21 protein-coding genes are annotated in these 16,788 nt (G+C 41.0%); 17 read left to right on the forward strand and 4 right to left on the reverse strand.

Annotated features, from left to right (window positions below; translation table 11 throughout):
• Position 1: 1 nt before the first annotated feature.
• Positions 2–307 carry a DUF898 family protein gene (locus tag AAFQ93_RS03895; protein ID WP_375555670.1) on the reverse strand — a complete coding sequence of 102 codons (306 nt, stop codon included), beginning with the start codon at positions 305–307 and terminating at the stop codon, positions 2–4.
• A 164-nt stretch (positions 308–471) separates the two neighbouring features.
• Here AAFQ93_RS03895 and AAFQ93_RS03900 point away from each other — a divergent pair, with 164 nt between their 5' ends.
• From AAFQ93_RS03900 to groL, 16 genes are all read left to right on the forward strand, one after another.
• Positions 472–762 (forward strand): DUF4651 domain-containing protein, encoded by a 291-nt coding sequence (locus AAFQ93_RS03900; protein WP_373094309.1) that lies wholly within the window; start codon positions 472–474, stop codon positions 760–762.
• Positions 759–1,076, forward strand: a complete 318-nt coding sequence (locus AAFQ93_RS03905) for a thioredoxin family protein (RefSeq protein WP_375555671.1) — start codon at positions 759–761, stop codon at positions 1,074–1,076. Before AAFQ93_RS03900 ends, AAFQ93_RS03905 begins: the two co-directional genes overlap by 4 nt.
• A gap of 13 nt (positions 1,077–1,089) precedes the next feature.
• The gene (ytpR, locus tag AAFQ93_RS03910; protein WP_373094313.1) at positions 1,090–1,716 is read left to right on the forward strand and encodes a YtpR family tRNA-binding protein; all 627 of its coding nucleotides are present in this window, start codon (positions 1,090–1,092) and stop codon (positions 1,714–1,716) included.
• A 29-nt stretch (positions 1,717–1,745) separates the two neighbouring features.
• On the forward strand, positions 1,746–2,507 hold the full coding sequence (locus tag AAFQ93_RS03915) for an SDR family NAD(P)-dependent oxidoreductase (protein WP_375555672.1): 762 nt from the start codon (positions 1,746–1,748) through the stop codon (positions 2,505–2,507).
• Positions 2,508–2,581: 74 nt separating this feature from the next.
• Entirely contained in the window at positions 2,582–2,977 is a 396-nt protein-coding gene (locus AAFQ93_RS03920) for a single-stranded DNA-binding protein (RefSeq protein WP_000282453.1), read from the forward strand.
• Positions 2,978–3,167: 190 nt separating this feature from the next.
• Positions 3,168–4,151 (forward strand): substrate-binding domain-containing protein, encoded by a 984-nt coding sequence (locus AAFQ93_RS03925; protein WP_000164670.1) that lies wholly within the window; start codon positions 3,168–3,170, stop codon positions 4,149–4,151.
• Complete coding sequence (locus AAFQ93_RS03930) at positions 4,151–5,467, forward strand: sensor histidine kinase (RefSeq protein WP_049527044.1); 1,317 nt, start codon at positions 4,151–4,153, stop codon at positions 5,465–5,467. Before AAFQ93_RS03925 ends, AAFQ93_RS03930 begins: the two co-directional genes overlap by 1 nt.
• Positions 5,468–5,473: 6 nt before the next feature.
• The gene (locus AAFQ93_RS03935; RefSeq protein ID WP_025171300.1) at positions 5,474–6,157 is read left to right on the forward strand and encodes a response regulator transcription factor; all 684 of its coding nucleotides are present in this window, start codon (positions 5,474–5,476) and stop codon (positions 6,155–6,157) included.
• A complete protein-coding gene (locus tag AAFQ93_RS03940; RefSeq protein WP_375555673.1) occupies positions 6,154–7,452 on the forward strand; it encodes an extracellular solute-binding protein in 1,299 nt (432 codons plus the stop codon). The genes AAFQ93_RS03935 and AAFQ93_RS03940 overlap by 4 nt, the downstream gene beginning before the upstream one ends.
• A 140-nt stretch (positions 7,453–7,592) precedes the next feature.
• Positions 7,593–8,030, forward strand: coding sequence for a PTS sugar transporter subunit IIA (locus AAFQ93_RS03945; RefSeq protein WP_061862697.1), 438 nt, complete (start codon positions 7,593–7,595; stop codon positions 8,028–8,030).
• A 14-nt stretch (positions 8,031–8,044) separates the two neighbouring features.
• Positions 8,045–8,539, forward strand: coding sequence for a PTS sugar transporter subunit IIB (locus tag AAFQ93_RS03950; RefSeq protein WP_000261775.1), 495 nt, complete (start codon positions 8,045–8,047; stop codon positions 8,537–8,539).
• A 56-nt stretch (positions 8,540–8,595) separates the two neighbouring features.
• On the forward strand, positions 8,596–9,438 hold the full coding sequence (locus AAFQ93_RS03955) for a PTS sugar transporter subunit IIC (RefSeq protein WP_006151610.1): 843 nt from the start codon (positions 8,596–8,598) through the stop codon (positions 9,436–9,438).
• Positions 9,422–10,276 (forward strand): PTS system mannose/fructose/sorbose family transporter subunit IID, encoded by an 855-nt coding sequence (locus tag AAFQ93_RS03960; RefSeq protein ID WP_033586897.1) that lies wholly within the window; start codon positions 9,422–9,424, stop codon positions 10,274–10,276. The genes AAFQ93_RS03955 and AAFQ93_RS03960 overlap by 17 nt, the downstream gene beginning before the upstream one ends.
• A 102-nt stretch (positions 10,277–10,378) precedes the next feature.
• The gene (locus AAFQ93_RS03965; protein WP_375555674.1) at positions 10,379–10,672 is read left to right on the forward strand and encodes a DUF202 domain-containing protein; all 294 of its coding nucleotides are present in this window, start codon (positions 10,379–10,381) and stop codon (positions 10,670–10,672) included.
• A 136-nt stretch (positions 10,673–10,808) separates the two neighbouring features.
• Positions 10,809–11,093 (forward strand): co-chaperone GroES, encoded by a 285-nt coding sequence (gene groES / locus AAFQ93_RS03970; protein WP_045763672.1) that lies wholly within the window; start codon positions 10,809–10,811, stop codon positions 11,091–11,093.
• Between the two features lie 15 nt (positions 11,094–11,108).
• Positions 11,109–12,728 carry a chaperonin GroEL gene (groL, locus tag AAFQ93_RS03975; protein WP_375555675.1) on the forward strand — a complete coding sequence of 540 codons (1,620 nt, stop codon included), beginning with the start codon at positions 11,109–11,111 and terminating at the stop codon, positions 12,726–12,728.
• Between the two features lie 97 nt (positions 12,729–12,825).
• Here the strand turns inward: groL and serS are convergent, their stop codons facing one another.
• The 3 genes from serS to AAFQ93_RS03990 form a co-directional block, all read right to left on the reverse strand.
• A complete protein-coding gene (gene serS / locus AAFQ93_RS03980; protein ID WP_375555676.1) occupies positions 12,826–14,100 on the reverse strand; it encodes a serine--tRNA ligase in 1,275 nt (424 codons plus the stop codon).
• A 213-nt stretch (positions 14,101–14,313) separates the two neighbouring features.
• Positions 14,314–14,685 (reverse strand): DUF956 family protein, encoded by a 372-nt coding sequence (locus tag AAFQ93_RS03985; protein ID WP_375555677.1) that lies wholly within the window; start codon positions 14,683–14,685, stop codon positions 14,314–14,316.
• 2 nt (positions 14,686–14,687) lie between these two features.
• Entirely contained in the window at positions 14,688–16,052 is a 1,365-nt protein-coding gene (locus tag AAFQ93_RS03990; RefSeq protein WP_375555678.1) for an aspartate kinase, read from the reverse strand.
• A gap of 203 nt (positions 16,053–16,255) precedes the next feature.
• Between AAFQ93_RS03990 and AAFQ93_RS03995 the strand changes: the two genes are divergently transcribed.
• A complete protein-coding gene (locus AAFQ93_RS03995; protein ID WP_375555679.1) occupies positions 16,256–16,768 on the forward strand; it encodes a hypothetical protein in 513 nt (170 codons plus the stop codon).
• Positions 16,769–16,788 lie beyond the last annotated feature (20 nt).

Consider the following 16,788-nt stretch of genomic DNA (forward strand, 5'->3'; position numbering starts at 1 on the left):
TTTACATATGATGGGTATGCTTGGTAATCCATTGTTCTGTTTTTATTTTTAACCAAAATGAATAGATTCCAAGAGTGATAATCGTCAGTAAGAACCATTTGATCCAATTTCCAAATAACTGGGCGCCAGTTCCATCAAAGTATAAACGCTGACCATCGATGACAGTATGCCGGATTTTCCAATCTTGCATAAAACAAACGGTCCAAGGTGTGGCAATTCCTAGAGTTAAGGCGATGATGAAAAAAGCGACAATCGAGTGTCCAATAAAGCTGAGTAATCCACCGTCAAAATAACTTTCTTTGTTCATATAGAGTCTCCTTAGAATTTTATGGATAAGTAAATCATTACTTTGAGGTGTTGTACCATAGGAGGAGATAGGAGTCAATATTTCTTGAAATGAGGTACATATAGTTCAAACGAAAATAGCATTCACGATTTGTCCTACTTATCTTTTTGTGTTACAATGTTAGCATGAAAACGAAAAATATCATTAAAACAGGTTTGGCATTAGTAGGCCTCGGAGCACTTGCTTTTGGAGCTAAGAAAGTAGCTGATGACCATAAACTCATGAAAACGCAGGAAGAGTTGACCGCTATTGTGCGTGACTCCTTTTCAGAGATGGGTGAAATTGCGACTCTCTATGTCCAAGTCTACGAAAGTAGCTTAGAGCGTCTCGTTGGTGGTGTCATTTTTGAGGATGGTCGTCACTATACCTTTGTCTATGATGATGATGCTCTCATCTATGAGGAGGAAATCTTATGATAAATCCTCATAGTTTGGAAGAACTAGCTAATCTAGTTGAACAGGATGGCAAGAAGGTCTTCCTTTTTATTGCGGATTGGTGTGGCGATTGTCGTTATATCTACCCTGCTTTGCCAGAGATTGAAGAATCAAATCCAGAGTTTACCTTTATACGAGTAGACCGTGATGAGTACATGGAACTAGCTAAACTTTGGGATGTTTACGGGATTCCAAGTCTTGTTGTTTTAGACAAGGACAAGGAGATTGGGCGCTTTGTCAATCGTGACCGTAAAACCAAGGCACAAATTAACGACTTTTTAGCAGGATTAAAATAGGAGAAAAGAAAGAATGATTTTTACATATAACAAAGAACATGTTGGTGATGTCCTTATGGTCATCGTGAAAAACAGTGGCGATGCCAAACTAGATGTTGAACGTAAAGGCAATGTGGCGCGTGTTTTCCTAAAGGAAACAGGTGAAACTGTTGCTTGGAATATTTTTGAAGTTTCTAGCTTATTCGAAATTGAGGAACGTGGCCAAGTATTCTTGACAGACGACCAAGTAGCTCATTTGAACCAAGAATTGCAAGCTCAAGATTTTACCGAAGAGATTATCAATGACAAGGAACCGAAATTTGTGGTTGGAGAAATTGTAGAGATGGTGGCACATCCAGATAGTGATCACTTGAACATCTGTCAAGTTGCTGTTGGGAATGACAAAACAGTACAAATCGTGGCAGGTGCTCCAAATGCGCGTCTTGGTTTGAAAACCATTGTAGCTCTTCCAGGAGCTATGATGCCAAAAGGCAATCTCATTTTCCCAGGGGAACTTCGTGGTGAAAAGAGTTTTGGCATGATGTGTAGTCCTCGTGAATTGCATTTGCCAAATGCTCCACAAAAACGTGGTGTCATTGAATTGTCCGAAGACCAAGTTGTTGGAACTCCATTTGACCCAGCAAAACACTGGACAGCTTAAATTTGTTAAGTTAGATAGGAGAAAGTAAGATGGCAAAAAATGTTGTGATAACAGGTGCAACATCAGGTATTGGTGAAGCTATTGCGCGTGCCTATCTAGAAAAAGGTGAGAATATTGTTCTCACAGGACGTCGAACAGAAAGACTTGAAGCTCTCAAAACTGAGTTCGCAGAAATCTTTCTAAATCAAAAAGTTTGGACCTTTCCTTTAGATGTTACGGATATGCGCATGGTTAAGACTGTCTGTTCAGATATTCTAAAAACTGTGGGTCAGATTGATATATTGGTCAATAACGCTGGACTTGCTTTAGGCTTAGCTCCCTATCAGGATTATGAAGAGTGGGATATGCTGACCATGCTGGATACCAATGTCAAGGGCCTGATGGCTGTTACTCGTTGTCTCTTGCCTTCTATGGTGACTGCAAATCAAGGCCATATCATTAATATGGGTTCAACCGCAGGTATTTACGCTTACGCTGGTGCAGCAGTCTATTCAGCAACCAAGGCTGCAGTCAAAACCTTTTCAGATGGACTACGGATTGATACCATTGCGACTGATATCAAGGTGACAACCATTCAGCCTGGTATTGTAGAGACTGACTTTTCTAAGGTCCGTTTCCATGGAGATGAGGAACGGGCGGCGACGGTCTATCAGGGACTCGAAGCCTTGCAGGCACAAGACATCGCAGATGCTGTAGTTTATGTGACCAGCCAACCTCGTCGTGTGCAAATCACAGATATGACCATCATGGCCAATCAACAAGCCACTGGGTTTATGATTCATAGAGATTAACATTATTTAAAAAAGTTACAAATGTTGTAACTTTTTTTGATTTCCTTCGAATAGATAAGTAGGAGGATGAAAAAATGTATAATAAAGTTATTATGATTGGACGCTTGACGTCTACACCAGAATTGCACAAAACCAACAATGATAAGTCCGTTGCACGAGCAACTATCGCAGTGAACCGTCGTTACAAAGACCAAAACGGAGAACGTGAAGCAGACTTCATCAATATTGTGGTCTGGGGCAAATTGGCTGAAACCTTGGCTAGTTATGGAAGCAAGGGTAGTCTCATTTCTGTGGATGGGGAACTTCGTACCCGTAAGTTTGAGAAGAATGGCCAGACCAACTATGTAACAGAAGTTCTCTGTACAGGTTTCCAACTCTTAGAAAGTCGTGCCCAACGTGCTATGCGTGAAAATAATGCAGGTCAAGACTTGGCAGATTTGGTCTTGGAAGAAGAGGAACTTCCATTTTAATATCAATCAAATAGAAGAGCTGGTTCACCTATAGACCGGCTTTTTTCTATTGTTTTTATGGTATTGTTCGGAAATTACTTTTTAAGATGGGTCGAATAAATGCACTTGTACAATAAAATCAAGCACTTTTTTTGAAAAAGTAGTAGAATAAAGTAATATATATTCAAAATTTTCAGAAAAGGAATGAAATTTGACGAAAAATAAAGAGAAAATAGAATTGTTGAAATGGCTGATAAAGCGTCTATTACTGCTGATTCCAGTGGTCTGTGTTCTCTTATGGGTTTTCGGCCGTTGTCAAACAAGTGGCATCAAGGATCAGACTAAAATTGGTGTCACCTATATGACCATGAACAATGGGTTCTATAAAAGTATTCATTCGGAAATTAGTCGAATTGCCGATGAAAGAGGAGCTCTTGTTTACGTCCGAGATCCAGAATTGGATGAAGAAAGACAGAGCCAACAGATTGATGATTTTTGTGCTCAAAAAGTTGATATGATAGTGATCAATCCGGTCAAGGGGGATAGCCAGTCAATTTTAACTGCTCTTGAAAAAGCTAGAAAACAAGGAATTAAAATCATTGCGGTCGATACCCAACTGAAGAATTTTAAGCCAGATGCAAGTATTGTATCCGATAACTACCAAGCGGGAGTATTGATTGCTAAAGAGTTGATGAAACGTTCTTCTAGTGCTCGAGTCCTCCTTTTGGAACATAAGGGGACTGTTTCAGCAGATACGCGGATTCAGGGCTTTAAAGACACTATAGAGGGGCACAGTTCTTATCAGATTGTATCGGAACTAGAAACCAAGGGGCAAACGGAAATCGCCATGCCGGCTGTCCAGAATTTTTTACAATCAGGGGTTGAAATTGATACCTTGGTTGCCTTAAATGACCGCTCAGCTATAGGGGCTCTGGCTGCAATTAAGGAGCAAGGAATAACTTACCCCATTGCGATTTATGGAATCGATGGTTCACCAGATATGAAATCTTTGTTGCACTCGACGGATGATGTTGTGGGGACCGTTGCTCAGTCTCCTTTGAAGATGGGAGACCGCGTGATGGAGGTCATTCAAGATATTGCAGAAGGGAAGAGCTATACCAAAGAGGTGAGCATTCCAGTTGAAATGATGACAAAGGAAAACATTGATCAGTTTGATGTGAATGGGTGGCAGTAATGAGAAAGTTTAGAGGTGTTCGATACAGTTTGGCCATTCTTATGGTCGTCAATTTTATCGCTGTCATGCTAAACAGTATTATCTATCTTCAAGCAACCAACTATATCATAGCTCAACGCCAAGCCTCTCTATTATTAGAGCGTCTAGAGCGTATTCCCTTTGCTCCATCTACGACTTTTTGGTTGTCTGCAGTTTTGTTTGCTGGGATTGCTTTGATATCGATGAGTCGATATCGGCCTCAAACGAGTCGATGGTCTATTTTTGATAAGAGGAATATTCTGGAGATTCTCCTGATGCTGCTTCTGATGTGGGTTCAAAATGTAGCTTATAACGGGCTCATTCTCTTGGTTTTTGCGGATATCTTCTATGGTTCCAAAGAGTTGAATACCAAGAGAGATCGGAAGTATTGGTTTGCCTTTATCCTAGTGAGCTTTTTGATGCTCCTTGTGACAAATTCAGATGTCTTTTCGCTTTTCTTCCCGATTCCGTCCTTAGATGTCTATATTCATTTTTATCCTGAATCTATTCGCATTCTGGCCTTTTTCTTAAAGAATTCCCTATATGCCTCGAATATGGTACTCTTCATTATTTCACTTTTGTTTTATATTATGAACGTCCTTGCGGAGAACCACGAAGTAGAGGAAGAATTGGCCATGGTGTCCAAGGTTAATACGGAGTTGAACAATTATATGGCCCTGTCTGAGAAGATTGCAGAGGATCGGGAGCGTAAGCGGATTGCTCGTGAGATTCACGATACTTTGGGGCACGCACTAACAGGAATCTCAGCAGGTTTAGATGCTGTTGGGGTCTTGATTGATATCGACCCAAATCGGGCAAAAGAACAGGTAAAAAATGTGTCAGAAGTTGTCCGCGAAGGGATCCAAGATGTGAGAGGTTCTCTTAATCGTCTTCGTCCGGGAGCCCTTGAGGGACGAACTCTCAAAGATGCTTTAGAAAAGACCATCCGCGAGTATCAAATTCTTTCCAACTTACAAGTTGATCTAAACTATGAATGGGTAGATGTCGATATGGATGTCATGATTGAAGATACGATCTTTCGTGTGATTCAAGAGTCTATGACCAATGCGGTTCGCCACGGTCACGCCAGCCAGCTAAAACTCCATTTTTTTGAGGATAAAGAGAATTATTTGATCGCTTTGCAAGATAATGGAGTTGGGTTTGAAACCTTAACTTATGGCTATGGACTCAAACAGATGATGGAGCGTATTTCAATTCTAGGAGGCCAGCTTCAATTTGAAAGTCGCGATGGATTTTTCACACGTGTCAGTTTACCAAAATATAAAGAAGGGAGATAAGATATGGTGATAAAAGTAATGGTGGCAGATGACCAAGCCTTGATTCGAGAATCTTTGAAAATTATTTTGTCGGCTCACTCTGACATCGAAGTGGTAGCTACAGTGGAAGATGGGAATCATGTCTTGTCCAGCATTCCACAGACGCATCCGGATCTGATCCTGATGGATATTCGGATGCCGGGCATGGATGGGGTTTTGGCTACAAAAGAAGTAAAAGAACACTTTCCGGATATCAAAATTATTATTTTAACAACTTTTGACGATGATGAATTTATCTATAGTGCACTCAAGTATGGTGCTTCAGGATATCTCTTAAAGGGAGCCTCTACAGAAGAGCTCTATGAGGCTATTAAGGTGGTGCATCAGGGTGGAGCTATGATCAATCCCAATATCGCAAGCAAGGTCTTTCAGATCTTCTCTCAAATGGCCAAATCGAATTTCTCTATTGCTGTGGATGAGGACAACGTCAAGGATTTGAGCACGACAGAATGGCGAATTATTCAAGAAGTCGGTTATGGCGAGTCAAACAAAGAAATTGCTGCAAAACTCTTCTTATCAGAAGGAACTGTGCGCAATTACCTATCAACGATTTTGGCGAAATTAAACCTAAGAGATCGAACGCAATTAGCAATTTGGTCAGTTCAAACAGGAGTTACTAGACGCGATTTTTCAAAAGGAAATACGGAATGAAATTAAACCGAAAGCATCTTTGTTGGGGAATCGTTCTCCTTTTTGTGCTCTCTTTGAGTACTGGTTTTTATTGGTGGAAACAACAACCGATCGTGCTCCATATAGGCGTTTATGCAGGATCTAGTTGGGATGTACCGACCAGTCAACGCTCCCATGCTTTGGATCTTGCGATTCAAAAATTTGAAAAGTCCCATCCTAATGTCCGTGTGGAATATGAAAATGGGATTCCACAGTCGGATTATTCAGACTGGCTCTCAGAAAAGATTGTTTCAGGAAAGACGCCGGATGTGTTTATGGTATCTGAGCAAGATCTGTCCTTATTGGCGGCGCGTGGCGTTCTAGAAAAGTTAAATGGCTATATGAATCAAGAAGACCAAGCTGCTTTTTATCCTGTTGCATTTGAATCAGGTGTCTATCAGGGGCAATCCTATGCATTACCTTATGAAAGTAATCCTATTTTGATGTGTGTCAATAAAGATTTGCTGGACAAAGAAGGCATTGAGGTTCCCAAGGAAGGTTGGAGCTTGGAAGAGTTCTATACAATTTGTAAAAAACTAACCAAAGATACCAATGGAGATGGTCAATTGGATCAGTTTGGGAGTACAGAATATACCTGGAAAGAAGCTTTGGCAGCAAATGGGGGTAGTCTTTTTCAAGGAGGGATGCTCAAACTTACGGCTCCAGAAGTCAAAGAATCATTGACTTTTTTACAAAAATTGGAAGAGTTGAATAAGAACTATAAGGTGAGTTCCAAAGATTTTGACCAGGGGAAAGTCGCTTTTTATCCCATGACTTTGGCTCAATATAGAACCTATAAACCTTATCCTTACCATGTTTCAAAATATTCAAACTTCACCTGGACCTGTATCCCTATGCCTGCTAAGTCAAAAACTACCAAGGCGACTTTGGTTACGACGACTTCTTTTGCCATGTCTGCTCGGACTCCTCATTCCAAGTTAGCTTGGGAATTGATGCAATTGTTGACAGAAGATCCAGAAATTCAACAACTCCTCTTTGCTCAATCTCAAGGGATTTCCGTTATGCCACAGGTGGTCCAAAGTCAATCTAGTAAAGATCTTCTACAGGTAGATGATTTTGGCACGGATTCCTTGACCAATCAGACCTTGAATCGTATCATGGAACAAGCTGTTGAAAGTAGTCCCAAGAATGTCTCTAAAGAAATGTTGGAAAAGCTGGACTACTTGATTGGCAATGCTTTGCGCGATCAAGATGTCGAGAACCGCTTGCCTCAAATTCAGAGGGAAATTGAAAGTAGTCTTCAGGTAGGAGTTTAAAGAAAAATAAGATGACATTGTGTCAAGTGACAGATGTCATTTTTTTGTTGCTAAATGTCATGTTTATCATGTGACATTTGACAATGTAAAAGCGCTTCCAAATATTCTACAATAGAGTCAAATAAAGGAGGTGTAGCAAAATGAAATATCTCATTTTAGTCAGTCATGGTGGATTGGCAGAAGGACTAAAAACATCGCTAGCTATGTTTGCTGGTGACAAGATGAATCAGGTCATCGCAGTTGGACTTAAAGAAGGAAAATCGGTCGATGACTTTGCAGTTGATTTTAGAGAGAGCATTTCAGAATTGACAGCAGATGATTCTGTGCTGGTCTTGGCAGACATTGTAGGTGGTAGTCCATTAACCACGGCAACCACTGTCCTAGAAGAAGTCGGAAAGCTAGATGGAGCTTTGATCCTTGGTGGGATGAACCTGACCATGGCCTTGACAGCAGTTGTGATGAAGGATGTGTTGGATGGAGACGATTTGTCAGCAACTATCTTATCAGAAGCAAAATCTGCACTACAACCTTTTGAAGTTTCAGCCACTAGTGCTGAAGAAGATGATGACGATATTTAATAGGGAGGTACCTTATGGTAGTAACATTTGTACGGATTGATGACCGCATGATTCACGGTCAAACAGTCACACGCTGGGCAAAAGAAAAACCATGTGATGGTTTGATTGCCGTAAACGATGCAGCAGCATCAAACAAGGTTTTGATCCAAGCTTACAAAGGCGCATCAGACAAGAAAACCTTTGTATGGACAAAAGAAGCCTTTAAAGAAAAGTCAGCAAAAGTAACGGAATCTGACAGTCGGTACTTCTTGATTACCAAAAACCCAATCGATATGAAGGAAATTTTGGTGGATCAAGGTTTTGTCCCAGGAGATGTTAAAGAAATCATCGTTGGCCCTGCAAATGATAGACCTGGTGCAGTGAAATTGGGCAATAACCAATCCATCACTCAGGAAGAAGCAGAAGCCTTTCAGGCTATTCAGGCAGCAGGTTACAAGGTTAAATTCCAATTGTTGCCGGATGTTTCAATTGGTTACTGGGATGATTTCAAATCTAAATTTGGTTTTTAAACCGAACAGTTTTATTAGTTAGGTAAATAAATTTACAAACATAAGGAGCGTTTGTTATGACAATTTCATGGATTCAAGCAATCTTGCTTGCTGTTTTCGCCAGCTTGTCTTCAATGCCTGGTATGGGAGGTTCCAGTATCGGGAACTATACACTCGGTCGTCCCTTGATCGGTGGGTTGATTTCAGGTTTAATTCTTGGAGATGTGACAACTGGTATTATGGTCGGGGTTGCCCTTCAAGTCGTTTATATCGCCTTGGTAACACCTGGTGGAACCGTATCTGCCGATGTTCGTGCCATCTCTTATATCGGTGTTCCTCTTGCTATCTTGTTTGTGCATGCAAATCACATCACAGACGAAGCTGGAATTGCCGCAGCTGCAGCCCCAATCGGTGCAGCCGTTGGGACAATCGGTACTGTTCTTTTCTACGGTACAGCTACAATGAACTTGCTTTGGCAACACATTGGTTGGAAAGCCGTTGAAGAAGGAAACTTCAAAAAACTCTACGCAGTTGACTGGGTTTATCCTTGGATTTCTCACTTCCTCTTCTCTTTCCTTCCAACTATGATTATCACCAAATATGGTGAAAACATGGTTGATTTGATGAAACTTTACCTTCCTATGGATGGTTTCTGGATGAAAGCCCTCTTTACAGTTGGAGCCCTTCTCCCATGTGTTGGTATTGCTATCTTGTTGAAACAAATTGTTACAAAAGCAACTGACTTCATTCCATTCTTTGTTGGATTTACCTTGGCTAAATCTCTCGGCTTGAACTTGGTAGCTAGTGCAGTTGTTTCATTGATCTTTGCAGTAATCTACTATGAACTTGAAGTGATTAAATCTATGAAAGCTGCTCCGGCTGGGGTTGTTTACGTAGACGATGATGAGGAGGATATTTAAAATGGCTGATAGAAAGAAAATTTCAAAGAAAACATTAGCAAAAGCATTTCATCATTGGTATTATGGCCATTTGACTTGTTTCTCTCAAGAACACATGCAAACCTTCGGGTACTTGACTTCTATGCTTCCAATCGTAGAAGAAATGTATGATACAAAAGAAGAACAAAAAGACGCTATGCAAACCTATACTGCCTTCTTCAATACTGAACCACAACTTGGCTCTCTCGTTGTAGGGATTACAGCTGGTTTGGAAGAAGCGCGCGCAAACGGAGATGCAGTAGATGGTGAAACCATCAATGGTATGCGTGCCGGTTTGATGGGTCCAATCGCTGGTATCGGTGACTCATTGGTCGTTGGGACCTTGATTCCAGTTCTTTTGGGGATTGCCCTCGGTCTCTCTAAAGGTGGTAACATCGCTGGTGCTATCTTCTACATCGTCGTATGGAACCTCTTAGTATACTTTGGTATGCGCTTTGCCTTCTTTAAAGGGTATCAATTAGGGGATAAAGCCGTTGAATTCCTTGTAGGACCAAAAGGACAAGCCCTTCGTAAAGCAATCAGCGTTGTCGGCGGTATGGTTATCGGTGCGGTAGCAGCAACTTGGGTATCTGTTACAACAGCTCTTCAATTCGAGAATTCTGAAGGAAAAGTCTTCTTAAATATCCAAGAAAAGATTGATGGTGTTTATCCAGGTCTCTTGACAGCAACTTTCATCACTATTTGCTGGTGGTTAATGTCTAAGAAAAAAGTTTCACCAAACAAAGTAATGTTGCTTCTAGTTGTTGTCGCTTTGGTCGGTGTTGCTCTAGGTATCTTTGACCCACATCTTAATTACTAAGCTCAAGAAAAGCACATATTTACTAGTAGAGAATTTTGAGAATGAAGTAGACTAACCTCCTTCTCTTACCCTTCATTCTCAATTTTTGTCAGGAGGATCCTCATGGTTACAAAACAAGAACTTGTTAATGGATATGAAACAGAAATTAAGTATCAACGTCATATGATTGAAAATCTTGGCCGTTGGTTTAGCTTACTCTTTATCATTGCCAGTATAGGTATGGTCTTAATTTATCTCTTTCATAAAAGCTTCCTCCCACTCTTACTTTTCGGAATTTTACTTGCCTTGGTTGGAATATTGGGAATGGTGGTTTTTGGATATGGTATCTACCAAGGGCGGATCAATCTCCAAAAGGTTATCAATGATTTCAATCAAAAATTGACGATTCTCAATTAATATTAAAGGAACATCTCATTCATTTTTGAGGTGTTTTTTTCTTGACTATTTCTGACTAAGTGATACAATAGAACTATGGTTTAGCACTCATACGTAAAGAGTGCTAACAATATGATTATCTTATGGAGGAAAGCAGATGTTGAAACCATTAGGAGACCGCGTGGTCTTGAAAATTGAAGAAAAAGAACAAACTGTTGGAGGCTTTGTCCTTGCAGGATCAGCTCAAGAAAAAACAAAAACAGCTAAAGTAGTGGCTACAGGACAAGGTGTTCGTACCTTGAGCGGTGAACTAGTCGCTCCAAGTGTAAAAGTTGGAGATCAAGTTTTAGTCGAAGCTCATGCAGGTATCGAGGTCAAAGATGGTGACGAAAAATATGTCATCGTGGGTGAAGCTAACATCTTAGCAATCGTTGAAGAATAAGAGGAGGAAATAAGTATGTCAAAAGAGATTAAATTTTCATCTGATGCACGTTCAGCAATGGTCCGTGGTGTTGATATCCTAGCTGATACAGTTAAAGTAACCTTGGGGCCTAAAGGACGTAACGTAGTTCTTGAAAAATCATTCGGCTCACCATTGATTACCAATGATGGTGTAACCATCGCTAAAGAAATCGAACTAGAAGACCATTTTGAAAATATGGGTGCCAAATTGGTGTCAGAAGTGGCTTCTAAAACCAATGATATCGCTGGTGACGGGACAACTACTGCAACAGTATTGACCCAAGCTATTGTTCGTGAAGGAATCAAAAACGTTACTGCTGGAGCAAACCCAATCGGTATCCGTCGTGGAATTGAAGCAGCGGTTTCTTCAGCTGTAGAAGCCTTGAAGAACAATGCTATTCCAGTATCAAGCAAGGAAGCTATTGCACAAGTCGCTGCCGTATCCTCTCGCTCTGAAAAAGTAGGTGAGTACATCTCTGAAGCCATGGAAAAAGTTGGTAAGGATGGAGTCATCACCATTGAAGAATCACGTGGGATGGAAACAGAGCTTGAAGTTGTAGAAGGAATGCAATTTGACCGTGGTTATCTATCACAGTACATGGTCACTGACAATGAAAAAATGGTTGCAGACCTTGAAAATCCATACATTTTGATTACAGATAAGAAGATTTCAAATATCCAAGAAATCTTGCCACTACTAGAAAGCATCCTTCAAAGCAGTCGTCCACTCTTGATTATTGCAGATGATGTTGACGGTGAAGCCCTCCCAACGCTTGTCTTGAATAAGATTCGTGGAACTTTCAACGTAGTTGCTGTTAAGGCACCAGGATTCGGTGACCGTCGTAAGGCTATGTTGGAAGACATCGCGATTTTGACAGGCGGAACTGTTATCACAGAAGATCTTGGTCTTGAATTGAAAGATGCTACTATCGAAGCGCTTGGTCAAGCAGCTAAAGTGTCTGTTGATAAAGATAGTACAGTCATTGTAGAAGGTGCAGGTAATCCTGAAGCAATTTCTAACCGTGTTGCTGTCATCAAATCACAAATTGAAACAACAACTTCAGAATTTGACCGTGAAAAACTCCAAGAACGCTTGGCTAAGTTGTCAGGTGGAGTTGCAGTTATCAAGGTCGGAGCTGCGACTGAAACAGAATTGAAAGAAATGAAACTCCGCATCGAAGACGCCCTCAATGCGACTCGTGCAGCCGTTGAGGAAGGTATCGTTGCCGGAGGTGGTACTGCTCTTGTTAATGTTATCTCTGCTGTTGCGGCCTTGGAGTTAGAAGGTGATGAAGCGACAGGGCGCAACATCGTGCTTCGTGCCTTAGAAGAGCCAGTTCGTCAAATTGCCTACAATGCAGGTTATGAAGGTTCAATCGTAATCGATCGTTTGAAAAATGCAGAGCTTGGAACAGGCTTCAATGCTGCAACAGGTGAATGGGTCAACATGATTGAAGCAGGAATTATCGATCCTGTTAAGGTTAGCCGTTCAGCCCTTCAGAACGCAGCTTCAGTAGCAAGTTTGATTCTAACGACAGAAGCAGTCGTAGCTAACAAACCAGAACCCGCTGCACCAGCGCCAGCTATGGATCCATCAATGATGGGTGGCTACTAAGAAATAAATAAAAACAGGTAGAATGAAAGATTTCTACCTGTTTCTTTTGAATTACTCAAAAAGAGGAAGCTCAGCCTCCTCTTTTTACATCTATTAATTATGGTTTGATAACTTCAGCTCCACCCATGTATGGACGAAGAACTTCTGGAATGGTCACAGAACCATCTTCGTTTTGATAGTTTTCAAGGATAGCAGCGACTGTACGTCCAACAGCAAGTCCAGAACCATTCAAAGTATGAAGAAGTTTAACCTTACCATCGGCTTCATCACGGTAACGGATTTGGGCACGACGAGCTTGGAAATCTTCTGTATTTGAACAGCTTGAGATTTCACGGTAGGTATTTTGCGCAGGGATCCATACTTCCAAGTCATAAGTCTTAGCAGCAGAGAAGCCCATATCTCCAGTAGAGAGAGCAACCACACGGTATGGAAGGTTGAGTTTTTGAAGGATGTTTTCAGCGTTGGCTGTCATCTTTTCTAGTTCTTCGTATGACTCTTCAGGTTTGGCAAATTTCACCATTTCTACCTTGTGGAATTGGTGCAAACGAATCAAACCACGAGTATCACGACCAGCTGAACCAGCTTCAGAACGGAATGATGGGCTCATAGCAGTAAAGTAGATTGGTAAGTCTTTTCCATCAAGAATTTCATCACGATAGTAGTTGGTCAGAGGAACTTCAGCTGTAGGAATGAGGACGTAGTTCGTATCTTTCAATTCAAACGTATCTTCTTTGAATTTTGGATATTGTCCTGTACCGAACATAGAGTCATGGTTAACCATGTAAGGTGTGATGACTTCAGTATAACCTTCCTTACCATGCTCATCTAGCATAAAGTTGTAGATGGCACGTTCCAAGCGAGCTCCGAGGCCTTTATAGAAGAGGAAGCGAGCTCCAGTGACTTTTCCACCACGTTCCCAGTCAAGAATACCGAGGTCTTCGCCAAGATCCCAGTGAGCTTTCGGTTCGAAATCAAACTCGCGAGGAGTTCCCCAACGGCGAACTTCTACGTTATCATCTTCGTCAGCACCGATAGGAACACTATCAGCAGGGATGTTTGGAAGAGTAGTGGTAAATTCTGTTAATTTAGCATCAATTTCTGCCAACTCAGCATCGAGAGCTTTGACCTCTGCAGATAGGGTTTGCATAGCTGCAATCTTATCATCTGCATTTTCTTTATTGCGCTTAGCTTGAGCAATTTCAGCAGAAACCGTGTTACGCTCTGCTTTGAGGGTTTCAACCTTAACCAAGATGTCACGACGTTTAGCGTCGATTTCTTTCATCTCATTCAAGATAGCAGCATCTACACCACGTGTAGCTAGTTTTTCTGCGACAGCTTCAAAGTCTGTACGAATACGTTTGATATCTAACATATATACTCCTTTATGAAAAAAGCACACCTGACAAAGCGTTGGAGTGGCAGGGCCACGGTTCCATCCAACTTCACAGGTGTGCACTTGATTCTGTATTTGATTTAAAACAACGGTAGAATTTCACCTACCCCTCCTATCTGCTCGCAGCACCCGCAGACTTTCTGAAAGAAGGAAGTAACCTACTTATCCGTTGCTATGATTATACTAAACTTTCTATTTTTTTGCAAATAGATTTTTTATTTTTTTACCAATGATTTGGAGTAAGGTGGGAAGTTTGACAACCTTGTCATTTCCCAATTTTTCACGAGCAATCTTAAGGATTTTTCCAGAGTCTTTTGAGGCGAAGAGAAATTTTCCTTGATCTGTAAAGACTTCAAAATGCCGACTAACCTTGCGACCTGAAACATTGGCTCCAATTTGGTTAACGCTGGACCATGGGATTTGAATATAGTCCTCGACATTACGATCTGCGTAAAATTCTAGCGCATGATCTCCAACCAGAAATTTTCCAACCTTTCCTGTAATGGAGAGATAGGAGGTTCCAGTTGTTTGCAAGTCGACGACCTTGTTGAGGGATTGTGCCATGTTTAGTCTTCCTTATTTTCACCGAAAAATGCTTGGTAGAGAGCTTTAAGAGCGGCTTTTTCTTGGTCTTTATGGACAACAAACATGATAGAAACTTCACTAGAACCTTGTGACATCATTTGGATGTTGATGTTGTTCTCAGATAAGGCACGAGTGGCTGTAGCAGTTACCCCGATATGACGCTTCATTTTTTCCCCAACAATCATAATGATAGAGAGGTCGTGTTCGATTTCAGCGTGGTCTACCTCTGCTTTTTGAACTAACTGACGAAGGATTTCTTCTTCCTTAATCGGAGTCAATTCTCGTGAACGTAAAATGATAGACAGGTCATCGATACCAGTTGGCATGTGTTCCCAACCAATATTAAGGTCCTCAAGAATCTGAAGAACTTTACGACCAAAACCGATTTCGCGGTTCATGAGATATTTAGACATATTGATGCTGACAAAGCCAGAATCCCCAGCAATTCCTACAACTGGAAATTCATCACTACTGTGTTTTAGAACGATACGAGTACCTGGATGCTCAGGATTGTTGGTATTTTTGATAACCAGAGGAATTTTCCCACGGTAGGCTGGTAGAAGTGCTTCATCGTGTAGTACAGAGAATCCTGCATAGGCCAATTCACGCATTTCACGGTAGGTCAATTCTGGGATAGAGTGTGGCTTATGGATAATACCAGGGTGAGCTGCAAAGATTCCGTCTACATCAGTAAAGTTTTCATAGAGGTCAGCCTTGACACCAGCAGCGATGATGGAACCAGTAATATCTGATCCCCCACGTGAGAAGGTACAAATTTGATCTTCTTTAGTAACACCGAAGAAACCAGGGATAACAAGAACTTCAGTTGAATTTGTCAATTCCTCGATTTTATCGTAACTTGATGGGATGATACGTGCATTTCCAGGTTCGCTTGTCACAACGATACCAGCTTCTCTAGGATGAACATAACGCGCTTCCAAGCCATTTTGGTTAAAGTAGGCTGCAATCAATTTGGCATTGTTATTTTCTCCAGCTGCTAGAAAGGTATCATAGAGAAACTTATTATCTTCAATTGGAAGAGTAGCCAGAGAGCGAATGCTTTTTGAAATTTTATCTAAAACGGCTGGTTTAAGACCTAATTCGCTAACCATAGCAGCATAGCGATTAATGATCCAGTTTTGGCTTTTGCTAATGTCGTTTCCAGCTACATAGTCGCGGTAGTATTTAATCAAGGCATCTGTAACCTTAGTGTCTCCGGAATCGCGTTTACCAGGGGCAGATACAACCACAAAACGACGTTCTGGGTCACTTTTGACAATATTTAAAACTTTTTCTAACTGACTAGCAGAGGCAAGTGAGCTTCCACCAAATTTTACAACCTTCATAAGAACTCCTAAAGTAAGTATTTTATACGATTATAGCAGAAAGAGGGGCTTTTTTCAATCTGGAAAATGTCCTATATAATTGTTTGAACATCTCATCAGGAAAGCTTATAATAAAGGTGTAGGGGGAAAACTCTTCACATATAAAGGAGTTGAGCAAGATGATTAAAAGAGTGTTTTGTTTAATACTATTTCTTACATTCCTGATGATTCCTACAAGTATCGGAGCAACTTCTCATCCTCTTCCCAGTGGTCGTTTGACCGGAGAAGAATTAGCGATTGAGTATGCTCAGGAAGGTCAGATATCAGTTGAGAGGGCTAAAATTATCTTATCTATCAGCTTGTCAGATAGTAAGTCAAGGACTTATCGAATTCTCTCTGAAAAGGTTATCGTCAATCCTAACTATGAAGCTAGAGTCAAGTTTTACTGTCGAACAGATGAAAGTGGACAATTTAGAGGAATCACGAAACTCTTAGCTGCAAGTCTGGTCAACAAGGACGGGGATAAGGAAGCTCCTTTTACAGGGAATCTTTTTGCCTACCTAGAAGATCCCAATCGTATTTTTTACATGGTTTCAGGAGAATTCTACCATAAAGGATTCAACAAAGAACAGCTCTATCAGAGAGAAGGAGGGCGGATGCTTGAAGTCATTTATGATTTCATGGATGATACAAGTACTGGTTTACCTTTATTTTTAGAGACCAAACTAAGTTTTTAAAATCGGCCGATACACTTTTG

The organism is Streptococcus nidrosiense (assembly GCF_042140045.1).
Lineage (GTDB): Bacteria > Bacillota > Bacilli > Lactobacillales > Streptococcaceae > Streptococcus > Streptococcus nidrosiense.

What these genes read in the sequence shown, in the direction of transcription:
- AAFQ93_RS03895 (WP_375555670.1), bottom strand. Translation starts at nt 307, where the DNA reads ATGAACAAAGAAAGTTATTTTGACGGTGGATTACTCAGCTTTATTGGA.
- AAFQ93_RS03900 (WP_373094309.1), top strand. Translation starts at nt 472, where the DNA reads ATGAAAACGAAAAATATCATTAAAACAGGTTTGGCATTAGTAGGCCTC.
- AAFQ93_RS03905 (WP_375555671.1), top strand. Translation starts at nt 759, where the DNA reads ATGATAAATCCTCATAGTTTGGAAGAACTAGCTAATCTAGTTGAACAG.
- ytpR (WP_373094313.1), top strand. Translation starts at nt 1,090, where the DNA reads ATGATTTTTACATATAACAAAGAACATGTTGGTGATGTCCTTATGGTC.
- AAFQ93_RS03915 (WP_375555672.1), top strand. Translation starts at nt 1,746, where the DNA reads ATGGCAAAAAATGTTGTGATAACAGGTGCAACATCAGGTATTGGTGAA.
- AAFQ93_RS03920 (WP_000282453.1), top strand. Translation starts at nt 2,582, where the DNA reads ATGTATAATAAAGTTATTATGATTGGACGCTTGACGTCTACACCAGAA.
- AAFQ93_RS03930 (WP_049527044.1), top strand. Translation starts at nt 4,151, where the DNA reads ATGAGAAAGTTTAGAGGTGTTCGATACAGTTTGGCCATTCTTATGGTC.
- AAFQ93_RS03940 (WP_375555673.1), top strand. Translation starts at nt 6,154, where the DNA reads ATGAAATTAAACCGAAAGCATCTTTGTTGGGGAATCGTTCTCCTTTTT.
- AAFQ93_RS03945 (WP_061862697.1), top strand. Translation starts at nt 7,593, where the DNA reads ATGAAATATCTCATTTTAGTCAGTCATGGTGGATTGGCAGAAGGACTA.
- AAFQ93_RS03950 (WP_000261775.1), top strand. Translation starts at nt 8,045, where the DNA reads ATGGTAGTAACATTTGTACGGATTGATGACCGCATGATTCACGGTCAA.
- AAFQ93_RS03955 (WP_006151610.1), top strand. Translation starts at nt 8,596, where the DNA reads ATGACAATTTCATGGATTCAAGCAATCTTGCTTGCTGTTTTCGCCAGC.
- AAFQ93_RS03960 (WP_033586897.1), top strand. Translation starts at nt 9,422, where the DNA reads ATGAGGAGGATATTTAAAATGGCTGATAGAAAGAAAATTTCAAAGAAA.
- AAFQ93_RS03965 (WP_375555674.1), top strand. Translation starts at nt 10,379, where the DNA reads ATGGTTACAAAACAAGAACTTGTTAATGGATATGAAACAGAAATTAAG.
- groES (WP_045763672.1), top strand. Translation starts at nt 10,809, where the DNA reads ATGTTGAAACCATTAGGAGACCGCGTGGTCTTGAAAATTGAAGAAAAA.
- groL (WP_375555675.1), top strand. Translation starts at nt 11,109, where the DNA reads ATGTCAAAAGAGATTAAATTTTCATCTGATGCACGTTCAGCAATGGTC.
- serS (WP_375555676.1), bottom strand. Translation starts at nt 14,100, where the DNA reads ATGTTAGATATCAAACGTATTCGTACAGACTTTGAAGCTGTCGCAGAA.
- AAFQ93_RS03985 (WP_375555677.1), bottom strand. Translation starts at nt 14,685, where the DNA reads ATGGCACAATCCCTCAACAAGGTCGTCGACTTGCAAACAACTGGAACC.
- AAFQ93_RS03990 (WP_375555678.1), bottom strand. Translation starts at nt 16,052, where the DNA reads ATGAAGGTTGTAAAATTTGGTGGAAGCTCACTTGCCTCTGCTAGTCAG.
- AAFQ93_RS03995 (WP_375555679.1), top strand. Translation starts at nt 16,256, where the DNA reads ATGATTCCTACAAGTATCGGAGCAACTTCTCATCCTCTTCCCAGTGGT.